This is a genomic window from Actinosynnema sp. NPDC091369 (assembly GCF_044757065.1).
Classification (GTDB): Bacteria; Actinomycetota; Actinomycetes; order Mycobacteriales; family Pseudonocardiaceae; genus Actinosynnema.
The window spans coordinates 50,226-67,375 of sequence record NZ_JBIVUG010000009.1; the positions used below are offsets into that span (position 1 = coordinate 50,226).

General features: G+C 72.8%; 14 protein-coding genes. 10 read left to right on the forward strand and 4 right to left on the reverse strand.

What is annotated here, in order from left to right:
* Nucleotides 1-61: 61 nt before the first annotated feature.
* Nucleotides 62-1,201: an arginase family protein gene (locus ACIQMJ_RS29045; RefSeq protein ID WP_499764182.1), complete on the forward strand. Its 1,140-nt coding sequence runs from the start codon at nucleotides 62-64 to the stop codon at nucleotides 1,199-1,201.
* Here ACIQMJ_RS29045 and ACIQMJ_RS29050 read toward each other — a convergent pair.
* On the reverse strand, nucleotides 1,170-1,448 hold the full coding sequence (locus ACIQMJ_RS29050; RefSeq protein ID WP_499764183.1) for a chorismate mutase: 279 nt from the start codon (nucleotides 1,446-1,448) through the stop codon (nucleotides 1,170-1,172). The genes ACIQMJ_RS29045 and ACIQMJ_RS29050 overlap by 32 nt on opposite strands.
* 217 nt (nucleotides 1,449-1,665) lie before the next feature.
* Here ACIQMJ_RS29050 and pcrA point away from each other — a divergent pair, with 217 nt between their 5' ends.
* The gene (gene pcrA, locus ACIQMJ_RS29055) at nucleotides 1,666-4,002 is read left to right on the forward strand and encodes a DNA helicase PcrA (protein ID WP_499764184.1); all 2,337 of its coding nucleotides are present in this window, start codon (nucleotides 1,666-1,668) and stop codon (nucleotides 4,000-4,002) included.
* 352 nt (nucleotides 4,003-4,354) lie between these two features.
* Here the strand turns inward: pcrA and ACIQMJ_RS29060 are convergent, their stop codons facing one another.
* Both ACIQMJ_RS29060 and ACIQMJ_RS29065 read right to left on the reverse strand, forming a co-directional pair.
* Nucleotides 4,355-5,074 (reverse strand): M23 family metallopeptidase, encoded by a 720-nt coding sequence (locus ACIQMJ_RS29060; RefSeq protein ID WP_499764185.1) that lies wholly within the window; start codon nucleotides 5,072-5,074, stop codon nucleotides 4,355-4,357.
* A gap of 290 nt (nucleotides 5,075-5,364) precedes the next feature.
* Nucleotides 5,365-6,339: an esterase/lipase family protein gene (locus ACIQMJ_RS29065; RefSeq protein ID WP_499764186.1), complete on the reverse strand. Its 975-nt coding sequence runs from the start codon at nucleotides 6,337-6,339 to the stop codon at nucleotides 5,365-5,367.
* A 111-nt stretch (nucleotides 6,340-6,450) separates the two neighbouring features.
* Here ACIQMJ_RS29065 and ACIQMJ_RS29070 point away from each other — a divergent pair, with 111 nt between their 5' ends.
* From ACIQMJ_RS29070 to purH, 7 genes are all read left to right on the forward strand, one after another.
* The gene (locus tag ACIQMJ_RS29070; protein ID WP_499764187.1) at nucleotides 6,451-8,079 is read left to right on the forward strand and encodes a hypothetical protein; all 1,629 of its coding nucleotides are present in this window, start codon (nucleotides 6,451-6,453) and stop codon (nucleotides 8,077-8,079) included.
* 240 nt (nucleotides 8,080-8,319) lie between these two features.
* On the forward strand, nucleotides 8,320-9,489 hold the full coding sequence (sucC, locus tag ACIQMJ_RS29075) for an ADP-forming succinate--CoA ligase subunit beta (RefSeq protein WP_499764188.1): 1,170 nt from the start codon (nucleotides 8,320-8,322) through the stop codon (nucleotides 9,487-9,489).
* A gap of 2 nt (nucleotides 9,490-9,491) precedes the next feature.
* Nucleotides 9,492-10,382: a succinate--CoA ligase subunit alpha gene (sucD, locus tag ACIQMJ_RS29080; RefSeq protein ID WP_499764189.1), complete on the forward strand. Its 891-nt coding sequence runs from the start codon at nucleotides 9,492-9,494 to the stop codon at nucleotides 10,380-10,382.
* Nucleotides 10,383-10,566: 184 nt separating this feature from the next.
* Nucleotides 10,567-11,220 (forward strand): DUF5336 domain-containing protein, encoded by a 654-nt coding sequence (locus ACIQMJ_RS29085; RefSeq protein ID WP_499764190.1) that lies wholly within the window; start codon nucleotides 10,567-10,569, stop codon nucleotides 11,218-11,220.
* Nucleotides 11,221-11,322: 102 nt separating this feature from the next.
* Complete coding sequence (locus ACIQMJ_RS29090) at nucleotides 11,323-12,846, forward strand: cell division protein PerM (protein ID WP_499764191.1); 1,524 nt, start codon at nucleotides 11,323-11,325, stop codon at nucleotides 12,844-12,846.
* Between the two features lie 55 nt (nucleotides 12,847-12,901).
* On the forward strand, nucleotides 12,902-13,537 hold the full coding sequence (purN, locus tag ACIQMJ_RS29095) for a phosphoribosylglycinamide formyltransferase (RefSeq protein ID WP_499764368.1): 636 nt from the start codon (nucleotides 12,902-12,904) through the stop codon (nucleotides 13,535-13,537).
* Nucleotides 13,534-15,117: a bifunctional phosphoribosylaminoimidazolecarboxamide formyltransferase/IMP cyclohydrolase gene (gene purH / locus ACIQMJ_RS29100; protein WP_499764192.1), complete on the forward strand. Its 1,584-nt coding sequence runs from the start codon at nucleotides 13,534-13,536 to the stop codon at nucleotides 15,115-15,117. Before purN ends, purH begins: the two co-directional genes overlap by 4 nt.
* A 54-nt stretch (nucleotides 15,118-15,171) precedes the next feature.
* Here the strand turns inward: purH and ACIQMJ_RS29105 are convergent, their stop codons facing one another.
* A complete protein-coding gene (locus ACIQMJ_RS29105; RefSeq protein WP_499764193.1) occupies nucleotides 15,172-15,915 on the reverse strand; it encodes a hypothetical protein in 744 nt (247 codons plus the stop codon).
* A gap of 200 nt (nucleotides 15,916-16,115) precedes the next feature.
* Between ACIQMJ_RS29105 and imuA' the strand changes: the two genes are divergently transcribed.
* A complete protein-coding gene (imuA', locus tag ACIQMJ_RS29110; protein ID WP_499764194.1) occupies nucleotides 16,116-17,150 on the forward strand; it encodes a DnaE2-dependent mutagenesis accessory factor ImuA' in 1,035 nt (344 codons plus the stop codon).

A 17,150-nucleotide genomic window follows, 5' to 3' on the forward strand; every position in this document is an offset into this window, starting at 1 on the left:
ACCAGTGTGCCCGCGCCCAAACCCGCTGGACCATCCGTGATCGCCCTGATATCCACCCCGGGTGGAGGTCTTCTGGCACGACGCCTGCCTCGAGCACGACACCGGCGAGGGGCTGTGGGAGCTGCCCGGCCGGTGGGAGTGGCTCGACGCGCCCGAACCGCACCCGGAGAACGCGGCGCGGCTGCGCACGTTCCGGCACGCGCTGCGCCACGGCCCGGTCGCGCCGCACCTGTCGTGGTCGACCGGCCGGTTCGCCGACGACGAGGAGCTGGCCCGCGTGCACGCGCCGTCCTACCTGGCCGAGCTGCGCGCCGCGTGCCGGGAGCGCACCGCGGTCGAGGTGAACACCGTCGTCGGCCCCGGATCGTGGGACGCGATCCGCGCCGCCGCGGGCACCTCGCTCGCGGCCTACGAGGCGGTCGCGGCCGGCCGCACGCGCCTGGCGTACGCCCTGATCCGCCCGCCCGGCCACCACGCCCAGCCGACCGCGGCGGACGGGTACTGCCTGGTCAACAACGCCGCGCTGGTCGCCGAGACGGCCCGGCGGGCGGGTCGCCGGGTCGCCGTCCTGGACTGGGACGTGCACCACGGCAACGGCACGCAGGAGGTGTTCCGCGACACCCCGGACGTGCTCACGGTGTCCGTGCACATGCGGCACGGGCCGTGGGGCGCGAACCACCCGCAGACCGGCGCGCCCGCCGAGTCGGACGCCTCGAACATCAACGTCGAGCTGTCGCTGGGCGCGGGTGACGAGGCGTACCGGCGGGCGCTCGCGGAGGTCGCGTTCCCGGCGCTGGCCGAGTTCGGCGCGGACTTCCTGGTGTGCGCGTCGGGGTTCGACGGGTCGGCGTTCGACCCGAACGGCAGGCACAACCTCACCGCCGCCGGGTACCGGGACATCGGCCGTGCGGTGTCCGGCCTCGGCCTGCCGACCGTGCTCACGCAGGAGGGCGGCTACCTGCGCGGCTACGCGGCGCTGTGCCTGCACGCCCTGGTGGAGGGCCTGGTCGGCGTGGACCTGCTGGACGACCCGCTGGCCTACGTGCCGGACGACACCCAGCTGGTGGACGCCGACCTGGCGAGGGCCAGGTCGGCGCTCACCGCGTGGGACTTCGCCGCCCCCGGCGCCGAGGGCTCGGCCGCCCGGGGGTCGACCTCGCCGGTGGGGCTCACCGACCGAGGTGGCCGCGGCCCAGCTTGAGCAGGATCATGGCCAGGTCGCGGCCGTCCGGGCCGAGCTCCTTGTACCGGTTGATCACGTCGATCTCCCGGTTGTGCACGATCCGCGTGCCGCCGGCGGCCATCCGCGCCGCGCCGATGATCTTGGAGACCTCGACCCGTCGCTTGACCAGCCGCAGCAGCTCCGCGTCCAGGTGGTCGATCTCCTGGCGCAGCGCGTCGATGTCCTGGGCGGTTTCGGTGTCGTGAGCGGTTTCGGTGCTGTTCATCGTGACGACCTCTCGACTCTGGTTGGAGTCCCAGCCCTGGCAGCAGCGAAGCCCCGGGGTCCGAGGACTCCGGGGCTTCGTGGTGGCTTTGTCGGCGCTAGCGGTCCACGGGAGCCGGAGTCCGGTTCCCGTAAAAAAACTCGAAGTGGGCCATGCGCACCCGCTCATCATGCCACAGCCGCGGGCTGTCGGTGGCACCCGGTAACGTGGACAGGCGATGAGCGCCTTGTTCGACTTGCCCGCAAGTCCCCCTGCCCCCCGGTCGAGCGGTTCCCCCTCTGGGCGGCTGCTCGAAGACCTCAACCCGTCCCAGCGTCGGGCCGTCGAGCACTCGGGCGCCCCGCTGCTGGTCGTCGCGGGTGCGGGCTCGGGCAAGACGCGCGTGCTCACCCGTCGGATCGCCTACCTGCTCGCCGAGCGGAACGTGCACCCCGGCGAGGTCATGGCGATCACCTTCACCAACAAGGCCGCCGCCGAGATGAAGGAGCGCGTCGCCGACCTGGTCGGCGCGCGGGCCCGCTCGATGTGGGTGTCCACGTTCCACTCGATGTGCGTGCGGGTCATGCGCCGCGAGGCCAAGACGCTCGGCATGTCGTCGAACTTCTCCATCTACGACTCCGACGACACCCGCCGGCTCATCACGCTGGTGGCGCGCGACCTCGACCTGGACCCCAAGCGCTACCCGGCGCGCACGCTGGCGATCCACATCTCGAACCTGAAGAACGAGCTGGTCGACGCGGCCACCGCCAAGGAGCGCGCGACCAACGACCTGGAGCGCCGCGTCGCCGAGGTCTACGAGAGCTACCAGCGCCGGCTCGGCGACTCGAACTCGCTGGACTTCGACGACCTGATCATGCGGACCGTCGAGCTGCTGCAGAACCACCCGGACGTGGCCGAGCACTACCACCGCCGGTTCCGGCACGTGCTGGTCGACGAGTACCAGGACACCAACCACGCCCAGTACACGCTGGTCCGCGAGCTGATCGGGACCGGCGCGGACGGCGTGCCGCCGGGCGAGCTGTGCGTGGTGGGCGACGCCGACCAGTCGATCTACGCCTTCCGCGGCGCGACGATCCGCAACATCGTGGAGTTCGAGCGGGACTACCCGCAGGCCACCACGATCCTGCTGGAGCAGAACTACCGGTCCACCCAGACCATCCTGACCGCGGCCAACGCGGTCATCTCGCGCAACCCGAACCGCCGGGACAAGCGGCTGTGGAGCGACCTGGGCGACGGCGAGAAGATCGTCGGCTACGTCGCGGACAACGAGCACGACGAGGCCCAGTTCGTCGCCAACGAGATCGACCGCCTGGTCGACACCGGCGAGGCGAACAACGGCGAGATCGCCGTGTTCTACCGCACCAACAACCAGTCGCGCGTGTTCGAGGAGATCTTCATCCGCCTCGGCCTGCCCTACCGGGTGGTCGGCGGCGTCCGGTTCTACGAGCGGCGCGAGGTGCGCGACGCCCTGGCCTACCTGCGGGCGCTGTCCAACCCCGACGACACGGTGTCGCTGCGGCGCATCCTCAACGTGCCCAAGCGCGGCATCGGCGAGCGCGCGGAGGCGTGCGTGTCGATGTACGCCGAGCGCGAGCGGATCGGCTTCGCGGCGGCGCTGCGCGACGCGGTGACCGGCAAGGTGCCGCTGCTCAACCCGCGCTCGCGCAACGCGATCGCCGGGTTCGTCGAGATGATGGACGAGCTGGGGCAGCTGGTCGAGCGCGGCGACGACGTGGCCGACGTCCTGGAGGCGGTGCTGGAGAAGACCGCCTACCGGGCCGAGCTGGAGGCCAGCGAGGACCCGCAGGACCACACCCGGGTCGAGAACCTGAACGAGCTGGTCACGGTGGCCCGCGAGTTCACCGACCTGAACACCGGCACGCCGGACGAGGCAGTGGCCCCTGATTCCGCGGACCTCCCCGCCGAGGGCTCGCTGGCCGCGTTCCTGGAGCGGGTGTCGCTGGTCGCGGACGCCGACTCGGTGCCGGACGCGGAGTCCGACGGCGTGGTCACGCTGATGACGCTGCACACCGCCAAGGGCCTGGAGTACCCGGTCGTGTTCTGCACCGGCTGGGAGGACGGCGTCTTCCCGCACATGCGGGCCCTGGGCGACCCGACGGAGCTGGCCGAGGAGCGCCGCCTGGCGTACGTGGGCATCACGCGCGCCCAGAAGCGGCTGTACCTGTCGCGGGCGCTGGTGCGCTCGGCGTGGGGCCAGCCGTCGGCCAACCCGGCGTCGCGGTTCCTGGACGAGATCCCGGCCGACCTGCTCGACTGGCGGCGGGTGGAGCCCAGGCGCACCGCGCCGTCCGCGCCGACGTCGTGGAGCCGCGGTTCGGGCCCGTCGCGCCCGGCGCCGACGAACGCGGGCTGGAAGGACACGCCCGCGCTGAAGCTGGACGTGGGCGACCGGGTGAGCCACGACAAGTACGGGCTCGGTCGCGTGGTGGCCGTGGACGGCTCAGGGCCCCGCGCGACCGCCACGATCGACTTCGGCGGCGCGGGGACCGTGCGGCTGATGCTCATCGGCGGCGTGCCCCTCGTGAAGCTCTAGGCGCGCTCAGCCGTAGTTCGCCGTCCTACGTACATATAGGTGTGCCCGGTCGACCTCTGGGGTCGACCGGTGTTCACCTGAACGTGGCCGGAATTCCCGCGCAACCCGAATCGGGTCCGTGCGTCTCTAGAGGTGTCACAAGCGGGAAGGCCGGGTCATTCGGGGTGAACCGGCCGGGGGGAGCCCGCCGGCGGCAGGGGGTTGCACGGGGGTGCAGCAGGTGCGGGAGCCGCGTCGGGGGCGGTGACCGCGAGAGGGGATCACCTCCGGGGGGCGGTTCCACACAGTGGAGGGGCCGGGCTGCTCAGCAGCCCGGCCCCTCCTTTTGCGCTTGTGATCGAGCCCGATCGGCTCAGACGCTGATGCCCTTGGAGTTCAGCCAGCTCAGCGGGTTGATCTTCTTGCCCTCCGGGTTCCAGACCTCGAAGTGCAGGTGCGGGCCGGTGGAGAAGCCGCGGTTGCCCATGCGCGCGATCTGCTCGCCCGCCAGGACCCGCTGACCCTTGCGCACCGAGTAGGTGTCCACGTGGCCGTAGACGGTCACGGAGCCGTCGGCGTGCTCGACCTTGACCCACAGGCCAAAACCGCTTGCGGGACCGGCCTCGATCACGACACCATCCGCGGCGGACAGGATCGGCGTGCCGATGGGGCCCGCGATGTCGATGCCGTAGTGCATCTCGCCCCAGCGACCGCCGTACCCGGACGTGAAGTCACCGGCGGCGGGGCGGGCGAACTTGGGGCGACGCGCTTCAGCCTCTTCGGCCTCGCGGGTCTCGGTGATGTGCTGGCTCTTGACGAGCTTCTGCGCCTCGGCCGCCGGGTCGACCGTCTTGGCGACGGGCAGGACCTGCGGGGAGGCGGGGCCGGTGCCGCCGACGCCGAACGCGGCGGCGCCGTCGGCGGCGGCGTTCGCGAGCGGGGTGACCTCGTCGGCCTGGGACGGCGAGTCGGAGCCGAGCGCGTGGAGCGTCTGCCCTGCGCCTGCGGCGGCGAAGGCGCCGACGGCGACCGCGGCGACCACGATCCGTCCGCGCAGCGCCGAGGGCGGGGGCGGGAGCCGGTGCGTGCTCACCGTGCGCGTCGAAGCGCGGTCTACCGCTTCTTCGAGCACAGCAGAACTCGTATGGCCGCCGGGGGAGCGGTGTTGAGACAAAACCTGGCCTTCCGTCTTCGGGGAGTCCGGTCGGACTACCGGGCGGGGGATCCCGGTTGAGCCGGTCGGGGTACCGACTCGTCGTCCTGCTTGTGACCAGACCGTGACAACGGACCGGGGGAAGATAACGGCGCGGAGCCCCTAAGGGCAATCCCCGAAGGTGAAGATGACCGTTTAGCGGTCAGTGGGACATCCCCGCGTATGACCCGTCACGCAGGGTCATGATCGCCGGCGGTAAACACGGCGCGTGCAGGCACGATGGGGTGATCCAGGTTGTCATCCGGACGCGTGATGGCGGTCACAACGAGGTGAAGCGTGCGCGTGTCGACCGGGAGCGAAAGGTGACCTGAATCACGTATCCGGTGCTCCTCGACGACCAACGAGGGGTGCTCCAACCGGGCGTTCCGCTGGGGCACGACCACCTGGTCCATCTCGCTCCACACGACGACGAACCTGGTGCGGCACGGTCGGGACGGTTCGGCCAATTCGGACAGCAGGTCCGAGCCGGGCCTCAACTGCCTGGTCAGCGAGGTGGACAGCAGGTAGGCGGTCATCGTGCCCCGGTGCGGGGTCCCCAGCGTCACGAGCGTGCGGACGCGGGCGTCGCCCCCCAGGCGCTGCACGTAATAACGCGCGATCAGGCCGCCCAGCGAGTGGCCCACCACGTGCACCCGGTCGGACCCGGTCTCCGCGCAGATCCGCTCGACGTGCTCCCCGAGCAGCGCCGCCGACCGCCGGACGTCCCCCGTCAACGCGGTCAGCACGCTGTAGTTCACCGCGTGCACCACTCCGAAGCCACGCCTCCGCAGCGCCCCCGAAAGCACTGCGAAGGCGGACCGGTTGTCCCCGATGCCGTGCACCAACACGATCGGGGTGCCCGCCGCTTCCATCGACGAAACCACCAGGCCCCGCTGCCGGGGCGGCAGGCGGTCGGTGCGGTAGGCGCGGAGGTGGCCGTCCGGCTTCACCTGTTCTTCCAGGACACCCCAGGGGTAGAGGACGGTGCGGGCGGCCAGCCAGGCGGCCTCGACGGCGACACCGCGCACACCTCCGGGTGAAGCGGCGGCCCGCAGCACGCCGCCCGCGAGCTCCAGGGCCTCGCCCGCCACGGCCCGCCCGGCGTCCACGCCGGCGCCGACGCGGTCCGCCCACGACCCCACGAGCCGCCGCACCGCGTCACCCACAGGGGTGAAAGTAAGTGATGCCCCCACCAACCGGGACTACCCGACGGCCGGCGTTCACAACCGTGACCGGCCGTCCGTCGCCGGTCGCCCGGTTTTGCTAGCGTCCGACCGGTGATCCGAACCGCTGAACCGGTCTCCACGGCCCCCGCGAGACTCCGGACGGCGGTGGGGGTGGCCGCGGCGGGCGCGTTGCTCACCGCGGTGGCCCCGGCTGTCGGTGTGGTCGACGGCTCCGCGCCGCCCGCCTTCACCTCCTGGCCGCTGCTCGCGCCGCTCGCCCTGCTGCCCACCGCCCTGGCCGCGCTGTTCCTGGCCCGCGGCCAGGTGCTCACCGCCGCCGCGGCCCTGGTCGCGCCCGCGGTGTTCGCGGTGGGCCGCCTGCTCGACGACCTCCAGCTGCTGGTCGACCCCGTCGACGCGGCCCGGCCCGAGCTGGTCCGGCTGACCAGCCTGGAGCCGCCCGCCCCGGCGGCGGGCCTGTGGCTGCTGCTGGCCGGGCACGTCCTGCTCGTCGTCGCGGGCGCGCTGGCCACCCTCGGCGCGGAACCGGACGTGCGCAGCGAGCGGGCGAGCTTCGTGCTGCCCGCCACGGCCGGCACCCTCGCGGGCCTCGGCCTGTTCACCGCGCCGTTCACCTCGACCGACGCGCTCATCCCCGTGCACGGCACGTTCGACTCGCCGACGCTGCCGATGCTCGGCGGCCTCGTGCTCACCCTGGCCGCGCCCGCGCTCGCCGTCCTCGCCGCCAGCGCCACCACCCACGAAGCGCGCAAGGGCGGGCTGCTCGGCCTCGCCGCCGTCCTGGTCGCCGTCGCGCTGCCGCCCGTCGTCACGGCCTTCGCGGTCGACGGCGTCGACCCGGCGGTCGGCCCGTTCCTGGCCCTGGCCGCCGCCGGCGCGCTGGCCTGGCCGCAGCGCGCCGTCAAGGACGAGGACACCGCGGAGCACGACGTCGAGCTGCCGGGCGCGCGCCGGCTGCACGTCATCGCGGCCGTGCTGGGCCTGGTCGCCGCCGCGACGGCGGCCGTCGGCGCCTCCACCGACCACCTCGTCCTGCCCGACGGCTTCCCGCCGCCCGCCGACTACGCGGCGCGCCTGCTGTGGCCCGCCGCCGTCGCCACCGGCGTGCTCGCCGCCGCGCTGCTGGCCAAGGCCGCCGTCCGGCCCGCGTTCACCGTCGTCACCGCCACCGTCCCGCTGGGCGCCGCGGTCGCGCTCGACGCCGTCTTCACCGCGACCAAGGTCGACGTCGTGCAGCCCGGCGTCGGCGTGTGGTTCACCGCGGGCTCGGTCGTCGCCGCCGCGGCCGCCGCCGCCACCGCCGCCCTGGCCGGTGCGGTCGAGCGGGACGAGGTGGGCACGAGCACCACCGAGCCCGCGCTGCCGCTGGTCGCCGCCACCCTGATCGCGGTGCTGCTCGCGCTCGGCGCGTTCGCCCTGCCCGTGCTGCGGGCGCCGGACTACGTGCCGATCGGGGCGTTCGGGCTGCGGGTCGGCTCGTTCGGCCTCCTCGTGGCGCTGCTCGCGGTGCTGGTCGCCGGGGTCGTCGCGCTCCGGGCCCGGCCCGGCCGGGGTGCGGCGCTGCTGCTCGGCGCGGCGGTCGTGACGGCCGTCCGCGCCTGGGAGTACCCGCTCACCGCCGCCCGAGCCGCCGAGGCCGCGCCCGGTCCGGGGCTCTGGCTGGCCGCCGCCGCGACCGTCGCGTTCATCGTCGCGGGCGCGCTGCGGACGGCCCGCTGAATCGGTGTGGTGATCGACCTCACCACCTCTATGACCGACTTCACGGGCGTGGGGTGCGGCGGAGTCCGGGCTGGTCGATAGTGTCTTGCGAAGCCGCGTCGAGCCGGTCCCCCACGGCTGTGCCGGCGTTCCAGGTGATGCCTGGTACGTGTGGGCACCAGGCTCCAGCCTGGAGCGCCGGACCTCAGAGGACCGCACGACATGACGCGGTGACCAACACCGACGTCGCAGGAGACCCGAGTGGACCTGTACGAGTACCAGGCGAAGGACCTCTTCGCCGCCCACGACGTCCCGGTACTTCCGGGCGACGTGGCGACCACCCCCGCCGAGGCCAAGGCCATCGCCGAGCGCTTCGGGCAGACCGTCGTGGTCAAGGCCCAGGTCAAGACCGGCGGCCGTGGCAAGGCGGGTGGCGTCAAGCTCGCCGAGAACCCGGACGAGACCGAGGCCAAGGCCGAGGCGATCCTCGGCCTGGACATCAAGGGTCACATCGTGCACCGCGTGCTGGTGACCCCCGCGTCCGACATCGCCGAGGAGTACTACTTCTCCTTCCTCCTCGACCGCGCCAACCGCACCTTCCTGGCCATGGCCAGCGTCGAGGGCGGCATGGACATCGAAGAGGTCGCCGCGACCAAGCCCGAGGCCCTGGCCAAGGTGCCCGTGGACGCGATCAAGGGCGTCGACCGCGCCAAGGCCGACGAGATCGTGGCCGCCGCGAAGTTCCCGGCCGAGGTGGCCGACCAGGTCGCCGACGTCATCGTGAAGCTCTGGGACACCTTCGTCTCCGAGGACGCCACGCTGGTCGAGGTCAACCCGCTGGTCCGCGACCCCGAGGGCAAGATCGTCGCCCTCGACGGCAAGGTCACCCTCGACGAGAACGCCTCGTTCCGCCACCCCGCCCACGAGGCGCTGGTGGACAAGCAGGCCGAGGACCCGCTGGAGGCCAAGGCCAAGGCCAAGGGCCTCAACTACGTCAAGCTGGACGGCCAGGTCGGCATCATCGGCAACGGCGCCGGTCTCGTGATGTCCACCCTCGACGTGGTGGCGTACGCGGGCGAGAAGCACAACGGCGTCAAGCCCGCGAACTTCCTCGACATCGGCGGCGGCGCGTCGGCCGAGGTCATGGCCAACGGCCTGGACATCATCCTGCACGACCCCGACGTGCGTTCGGTCTTCGTGAACGTCTTCGGCGGCATCACCGCGTGCGACGCGGTCGCCAACGGCATCGTGGCCGCGCTGGGCATCCTGGGCGACGAGGCCAAGAAGCCGCTCGTGGTCCGCCTCGACGGCAACAACGTGGAGGAGGGCCGCCGGATCCTCGCCGAGGCCAACCACCCGCTGGTCACCGTGGTGGACACTATGGACAACGCGGCCGACAAGGCCGCCGAGCTCGCGGCTGCGGGGGTCTGACGATGGCTATCTTCATCACCAAGGACAGCAAGGTCATCGTCCAGGGCATGACCGGCGCCGAGGGCACCAAGCACACCAAGCGGATGCTGGCCTCCGGCACGACCATCGTCGGCGGCGTGAACCCGCGCAAGGCCGGCGAGAAGGTCGACTTCGACGGCACCGTGCTGCCGGTGTTCGGCACCGTGGCCGAGGCCATGGAGGCCACCGGCGCCGACGTGACCGTGATCTTCGTGCCGCCGGCGTTCGCCAAGGCGGCCGTGATCGAGGCGGTCGACGCGGGCATCGGCCTGGCCGTCGTGATCACCGAGGGCATCCCGGTGCACGACACCGCCGCGTTCTGGGCGCACGCCGTGGCCACCGGCAACAAGACCCGGATCATCGGGCCGAACTGCCCCGGTCTGATCAGCCCCGGGCAGTCCAACGCGGGCATCATCCCGGCCAACATCTCCGGCGCCGGCAAGATCGGCCTGGTGTCGAAGTCGGGCACGCTGACCTACCAGATGATGTACGAGCTGCGGGACTTCGGCTTCTCCACCGCCATCGGCATCGGCGGCGACCCGATCATCGGCACCACCCACATCGACGCGCTGGCGGCCTTCGAGGCCGACCCGGACACCGCGGCGATCGTGATGATCGGCGAGATCGGCGGCGACGCCGAGGAGCGGGCCGCGGCCTACATCAAGGACAACGTCACCAAGCCGGTCGTCGGCTACGTGGCGGGCTTCACCGCGCCCGAGGGCAAGACGATGGGCCACGCGGGCGCGATCGTGTCCGGCTCGGCCGGCACCGCGCAGGCGAAGAAGGAAGCCCTGGAGGCGGCGGGCGTCAAGGTCGGCAAGACGCCGAGCGAGACGGCCGCCATCATGCGGGAGATCATGCAGTCGATCGGCTGACGCTGGTCCGTTCGGGCACTGCGCCGAGGGTCACCTCCTCCGGGAGGTGGCCCTCTGTGCGCTTGCGGACCAGTCAATGCGCACATTGGGGGGAACCACGGGAGTCCGGTCGTCGTCGGAGAGTGTGCATCGGCTAGCGTTCTGTCGACCCGAGATCAGTTCCGCAGTTGGAGGAGACCGCATCATGTCCCAGCCGTACGGCGCCCCTCAGCAGCCGCCGGGTCCGGCGCAGCCGGCGGTGGGTGTGAACCTGAACCTCATCCTTCCGCTGGTCGCGGCCGGTCTGGCGCTGATCGCGTTCCTGCTCGCGTTCGCCGACGACGTGCCGTCCTCGGAGTACCTGTACGCCGCGGGCACGCTCGCCGGCCTGTCCGTGCTGCCGCAGGCGCCCAAGGGCCTGCTGTACGCCGCCGTGCCGTTCGCGCTGATCCCCACGCTGGGGCTGCTCCAGGGCCTGATCACCACCGAGGCCGACGTCCAGGGCATGCAGATCGTGCTGCTCATCGTGTCGCTGCTGCTGACCGCGGCGGTCGTGCTGAGCCTGCTGCTGGAGACCGGCATCGTGAAGCTCCAGCCGAAGACCGCGAACGTCTACGGCCAGCCGGGTGGCTGGAACCCGCACTCGGGCGCGTTCCCGCAGCAGGGCCAGCAGCCGCAGCAGTTCGGCCCGCCGTCCGGCCAGTTCGGCCAGCAGGCGCCGCCGCCGCCGCAGGGCCAGCAGCCCAACCAGCCGCAGCCGACGTCCTACATGCCGCAGCCGGGGCAGTTCGGCCAGCCCGGCCAGCAGCCGGGCCAGGGCACGCCGCCCGGCGGGTTCGGCGGCCCGCAGCAGGGCTGAGCACGTCGTGGGAGGGGTGGCGCCGGTGATCCGGCGCCACCCCTCTTCGCGTGTCCGGCGCGTCTCGCCCGAACGGCTCACCGCTACTGGGACAGTGGGAGGATGTCGGTGCAGCAAACGACCTCGCACGGCGTCGTGACGGACTCCGTCCGCCCGCCCGAGTTCTCCCGCGCCGAACGGCTGCGCGTGCTCGCGATGACCGCAGCCGGCTCGGTGGTCATCGGCTACGCCGGGGTGGCGGCGCTGCTCGCGCTGATCTCCTCGACGGCCGCGCACGCGTCGTTCTCCACGACCGGCGTGCTCACCGCCGCCGCGCCGGGCTGGCTGGTCGCCCACCACGTGCCGCTGCGCTTCGACGGCGGGCAGCTCGGCCTGCTGCCGCTGCTGCCGACCGCGCTGGTGATGCTGCTGGTGTACCGGGCGGCGGCCGCCGCGGCGGACCGGTTGGGGCTGTTCGAGCCGTTGCAGGCCCGGTCGGTGGTGTTCAGCATCGCGGGCGCGCACGCCGTGGTGGGTGGGCTGATCGCGTTCCTGATGGGTGACGACGGCCCGGTGCGGGCCACGCCCGCGGTGGCGTTCTTCGGGTGCGCGGTGGTGTCCGGGGTGGCGGCGGTCGCGGGTGTCGCGCAGCGCTGCGGCCTGGTCGAGGTCGTGTTCGAGCGGGTCGACCCGGTGGCGCGGCGCGGGCTGCGCGCGGGCGCGTCGGCGCTGTTCGCGCTGGCGGCGGCGGGCGCGCTGGTGCTGGCGCTGGGGCTGGCGTTCTCGTGGTCCACCACGGCGTCGTTGTTCGACCAGACCGGCGGCACCATCGGCACCGGCCTGGGCATCTGGCTGCTGTGCCTGGCGTACCTGCCGAACGCGGTGGTCGGCGCGCTGTCGTACGTGGTGGGCTCGGGGTTCTCGATCGGCTCGGTGGTGGTGAGCCCGCTGGAGTTCGTCGGCGGCCCCGTGCCCGCCGTGCCGCTGCTGGCCGCGCTGCCCGAGCAGCAGGCGGGCTACCTGCCGCTGGTGCTCGTGCTGCCGGGCGTGGTCGGCGTGCTGGTCGGGTTCTCGCTGCGGACCGCGGCCGAGACGCCCCGGGCGCGGGTGCGCGCGGTGCTGGTCGCGGCGGTCACGGTGGGCGTCGGCACGCTGGTGCTGGCGGCGGTCGCGGGTGGCGCGCTGGGCGGCGGCGCGTTCGACCCGGTCACCATCCCGGCCGGGCTGCTGGCCGTGCTCGCGTTCGGCTGGGTGGCCGTGCCGGGCGCGGTGGTGGCCTGGTTCGCCGGACCGAGGCCGCCGCGCGTGGTGGCGGCCGAGCCGGAGCCGGAGGTCGTCGTGGGCGAAGAGGACTACGACGAAGAGGACTACGAGGACTACGACGACGAAGCCGAGTACGACGAGGAAGCCGAAGAGCTCGAAGAGGAGCTTGAAGAGGAGTTCGACGAGGAAGAGGACGAGGGCGACGACGGGGAAGAGGACGACGAGGAGTTCGACCACGACCTCGACGAGTACGACGACCTCGAAGAGGAGTTGGTCGAGGACTCCGACTCCGCCGACGAGGGTGACGCCGACTCCGCCGACGAGAGCGACGCCGACGAGGGTGACGAGGCCGACCCGGAGGACCTGGCCGACAAGCCCCGCTAGGCAACGCCTAGGCTGCTCTTGAGCTGCTGTGACAGTCCCCAGCAAGGAGAGCACGCTGAGCGCCGCGACCACACTCCGGCTTCCCGTCCCCGCCAGGGTCGTCGTCCTCGTCTCCGGTTCCGGCACCCTGATGCAGGCGTTGCTGGACGCGGCGGCCGACCCCGGATACCCGGTCGAGGTGGTCGCCGTCGGCGCGGACCGCGACGGCATCGAAGGTCTCAGCCGCGCCGAGCGCGCCGGCGTCCCCACCTTCGCGGTGAAGCTGCGCGACCACGCCGACCGCGACGCGTGGGACGCTGCGCTGGCCGACGCCGTCGAGGCGCACGAGCCCGACCTGGTGGTCTCCGCCGGGTTCATGAAGATCCTCGGACCCGCCTTCCTGGCCCGCTTCGGCGGCCGGATGGTCAACACGCACCCCGCGCTGCTGCCCGCCTTCCCCGGCGCGCACGGCGTCCGCGACGCCGTCGACTACGGCGTGAAGGTGACCGGCGCGACCGTGCACCTCGTGGACGGCGGTGTGGACACCGGGCCGATCCTGGCCCAGGAGGCGGTCGTCGTCGCCGATGACGACGACGTCGAAAGCCTGCACGAGCGCATCAAGGTGGTGGAGCGGCGACTGCTGGTCGACGTGGTCGCCCGCCTGGCCCGCGAGGGCTGCACCGTGAACGGACGAAAGGTGAGCATCCCGTGACCACTCCTGCCGAGAGGCGACCGGTTCGCCGGGCCCTGATCGGGGTTTCCGACAAGTCGGGGCTGCTGGAACTGGCCACCGGCCTGCACGCGGCCGGAGTCGAGATCGTCTCCACCGGCGGCACGGCGCGCGCGCTGGCCGACGCGGGCGTGCCGGTGACGCCGGTCGAGCAGGTCACCGGGTTCCCGGAGGCGCTGGACGGCCGGGTGAAGACGCTGCACCCCGGCGTGCACGCGGGCCTGCTCGCCGACACCCGGCGCGAAGAGCACGTGGCGAAGCTGCGCGAGCTGGGCATCGAGCCGTTCGACCTGCTCGTGGTGAACCTGTACCCGTTCAGCCAGACCGTGGCGTCGGGCGCGTCCGCCGACGAGTGCGTGGAGCAGATCGACATCGGCGGGCCGGCCATGGTGCGCGCGTCGGCGAAGAACCACGCCAGCGTCGCCGTCGTCGTGGACCCGTCGCGGTACTCGTGGGTGCTGGAGCAGGTCGAGGCCGGCGGCTTCACGCTGGCCGAGCGGCAGGGGCTGGCCGTGGACGCGTTCCGGCACACCGCGTCCTACGACGTGGCCGTGGCGTCGTGGCTGAGCGGTGTCGTCGCACCGGACGACGAGGGCTCCGGCTTCCCCGGCTGGGTCGGCGCGACGTGGAACCGCAAGCAGGTGCTGCGCTACGGCGAGAACCCGCACCAGCGGGCCGCGCTGTACACGCAGGGCGACGGGCGTCCCGGGCTGGCGACGGCCGAGCAGCTGCACGGCAAGGAGATGTCCTACAACAACTTCGTGGACGCCGACGCGGCGTGGCGCGCGGCGTGGGACCACGAGCTGCCGTGCGTGGCGATCATCAAGCACGCCAACCCGTGCGGCATCGCGGTGTCCCGGGTGGACGGTCCGGGCGCGATCGCCGAGGCGCACCGCAACGCGCACGCGTGCGACCCGGTGAGCGCGTTCGGCGGCGTGATCGCGGCCAACCGCGAGGTGACCGTGGAGATGGCCGAGCAGGTGGCGGAGATCTTCACCGAGGTGATCATCGCGCCCTCGTACGCCGATGGCGCGGTGGACGTGCTCACGCGCAAGAAGAACATCCGCATCCTGGTCGCGCCGGCGCCCGAGCGCGGTGGCGTGGAGATGCGCGCCGTGTCCGGCGGGTTGCTGTTGCAGACCTCGGACACCATCGAGGCCGAGGGCGACGACCCGGCCAAGTGGACGTTGGCGTGCGGCACGCCGTTGGACGAGGACGGCCTGGCCGACCTGGCGTTCGCGTGGCGCGCGTGCCGGGCGGTGAAGTCGAACGCGATCCTGCTCGCGTCCGGCGGCGCGACCGTCGGCGCGGGCATGGGCCAGGTCAACCGGGTCGACGCGGCTCGGCTGGCGGTGGCGCGGGCCGGTGACCGGGCCCGGGGTTCGGTGGCCGCGTCGGACGCGTTCTTCCCGTTCCCGGACGGGCTGGAGGTGCTGCTGGAGGCCGGTGTGCGCGCGGTCGTGCAGCCCGGCGGGTCGGTGCGTGACGCGGAGGTGATCGCGGCGGCCGAGGCGGCCGGCGCGACCGTGTACCTGACCGGCACGCGGCACTTCGCGCACTAGGCGCAGGGTGGTCGGAGGGGGCTCTTCGCCGGGTGCGGGGAGCCCCCTCCGGCGTTACCGGGAGATCAGTTCCTCGGCCGCTGCGACGGCCACCGCCTCGGCGTCCTCGACCGGGAAGCCGGAGTCGGTGAAGAAGCCCTTGTCGTGGCCCATGTAGCTGATGTTCCACACCACGGTGCCCTTGCGGACCAGCAGCTTGACCTCGGTGAGGTCGGTCGGCGAGGACGGGATGAAGACCATCGACTCGTCGCCGAGGTCGAGGGTCTTGGCCTGGTCGCCGGTGCCGTACGACATGAAGCTCGTGTAGTTGTCGTGCGCCTGGTCGAGGTTGCGGTCCTGCTTGTCGGAGAACGTGGTGAAGTCGTAGACGAGGAAGCTGAGGCGGCGCGTGTCGCGGCCGTCCTTGCCCTTGGTCTGCTCCCACGCGCAGTGGGTCTGCTTCATGCCCTTCTTGGCGTCGGTCGGCGCCTGGATGAGGCGGAAGCTGCTCACGTGCGCCTGCGCCTTCAGTGTGTCGCTGAGCGCGCACTGGGCGATCGGTTCCGCGCCGGGGCCGCCGCCGGGCTCGTCGATGTAGTTGAGGTACATCGAGCCGACCACGCCGGCCAGGACGAGCACGACGACGCCGATGACGATGCCGACGACCAGCCCGGTGCGCTTCTTGCGCGGTGGGCCGTAGCCGGCGGGCGGCTGCGGGAAGCCCGGTGGCGGGCCGTAGCCGGGCTGGTGGCCGGGCGGCTGCTGGTGGGGCCACTGCTGCGGTTGTTGTGCGTGTTGCGGGTGCTGAGGTGCGTTCACGGTTCCCCCCGTGGTGCGGTCGGTGCGCGCGGAGCAGTCTGCCGGCCACCCGATCGGGGACACCGCCGGCATTGACAGCGGGTGGTCGCTTCGCGCTAAGATCACCCTGTCGTTCGAACAGGTGTTCGACAGGCAGGTCGCCGAACTTCCCACGGCGATCCGCGCACAGGGGTGCGCGCGGATCAGTGGGAGGAGGGCGGGTGTCCAGGTCGGCAACGGCGACGCTGACCGCGCTCGGGGTAGGCGCGGCGGGCGAGCTGACCACGGCACCGGCTCGGGCCCTGCCGGTTCGCGGGGAACTGGCAGGGCTCCTCCCGTGGGGCGGCCTGCGGCGGGGCAGCACGGTGTCGGTGCGAGGGTCGACATCGTTGCTGCTCGCGCTGATGGCCGCGGCGACGGCAGAAGGATGCTGGGCGGCCGTGGTCGGCCTGCCGGGGTGTGGGGCACTCGCGGCGGCCGAGTTGGGCGTGGCCGTCCATCGACTCGCCCTGGTCCCCCGACCTGGCCGGGACCAGGGCGAGGTCGAGAAGACCGTGGCCGCCCTGCTGGACGGCTTCGACCTGGTGGCCCTGGCCACCCCGGTCACCCCGGCGACCTCGCGCAAGCTCTCCGCGAGGGCCCGGAACCGCAAGGCGGTCCTGCTGCCGTTCGCCGTGCCGTGGCCCGGCTCGGACGTGGAGCTGACCGCGACCTCCGGCCGGTGGACGGGCCTGTCCACCGGTCACGGCCTGCTGTCCTCCCGGACCGTCACCGTGCAGGCGACCGGCCGAGGAGCCGCCGCCAGACCCCGCCGGACCACCGTGGTGCTGCCCGGGAACTCCGACGCGCCGACCCGGCGTCCCACCCTGGCCCCCGTACCCGCCACCGGCGGACCCCCACCGATCACGGACCTGCCGGCTGCCCACCCGCCGAGCGCCGGCCTGGCTGCTGCCGGTTCGCCGAGCAGCGGTATGCCACCCGCCGGTGGGCTGAGTGCCGGCTTGTCGGTTGCTGGTTCGGCGGCGATCGGCTCGCCGGCTGCCGGTTCGGCTGCGGCCGGTGCGTCGAGCGGTTCGTCCGTCGCCGGCGCGGCGGCCGTTGGGCTGGTGGCCGTCGGTTCGCCGGGCACCGGCTCGCCCGGTGCCGGCCTGGCCGCCGCCCGTTCGCCGAGCAGCGTCCCCGCCTGCCCTCCGGCCGACTCGTCCGTGCCCGCCGCGACCCGCCGGGCGTTCCCGACCCCCGTCGAAGCGGGGTGA

Bases quoted from the DNA above. Each gene is read 5' to 3' on its own strand.
- ACIQMJ_RS29050 (WP_499764183.1), bottom strand. From the start codon at position 1,448: ATGAACAGCACCGAAACCGCTCACGACACCGAAACCGCCCAGGACATC.
- pcrA (WP_499764184.1), top strand. From the start codon at position 1,666: ATGAGCGCCTTGTTCGACTTGCCCGCAAGTCCCCCTGCCCCCCGGTCG.
- sucD (WP_499764189.1), top strand. From the start codon at position 9,492: ATGGCTATCTTCATCACCAAGGACAGCAAGGTCATCGTCCAGGGCATG.
- ACIQMJ_RS29085 (WP_499764190.1), top strand. From the start codon at position 10,567: ATGTCCCAGCCGTACGGCGCCCCTCAGCAGCCGCCGGGTCCGGCGCAG.
- ACIQMJ_RS29090 (WP_499764191.1), top strand. From the start codon at position 11,323: ATGTCGGTGCAGCAAACGACCTCGCACGGCGTCGTGACGGACTCCGTC.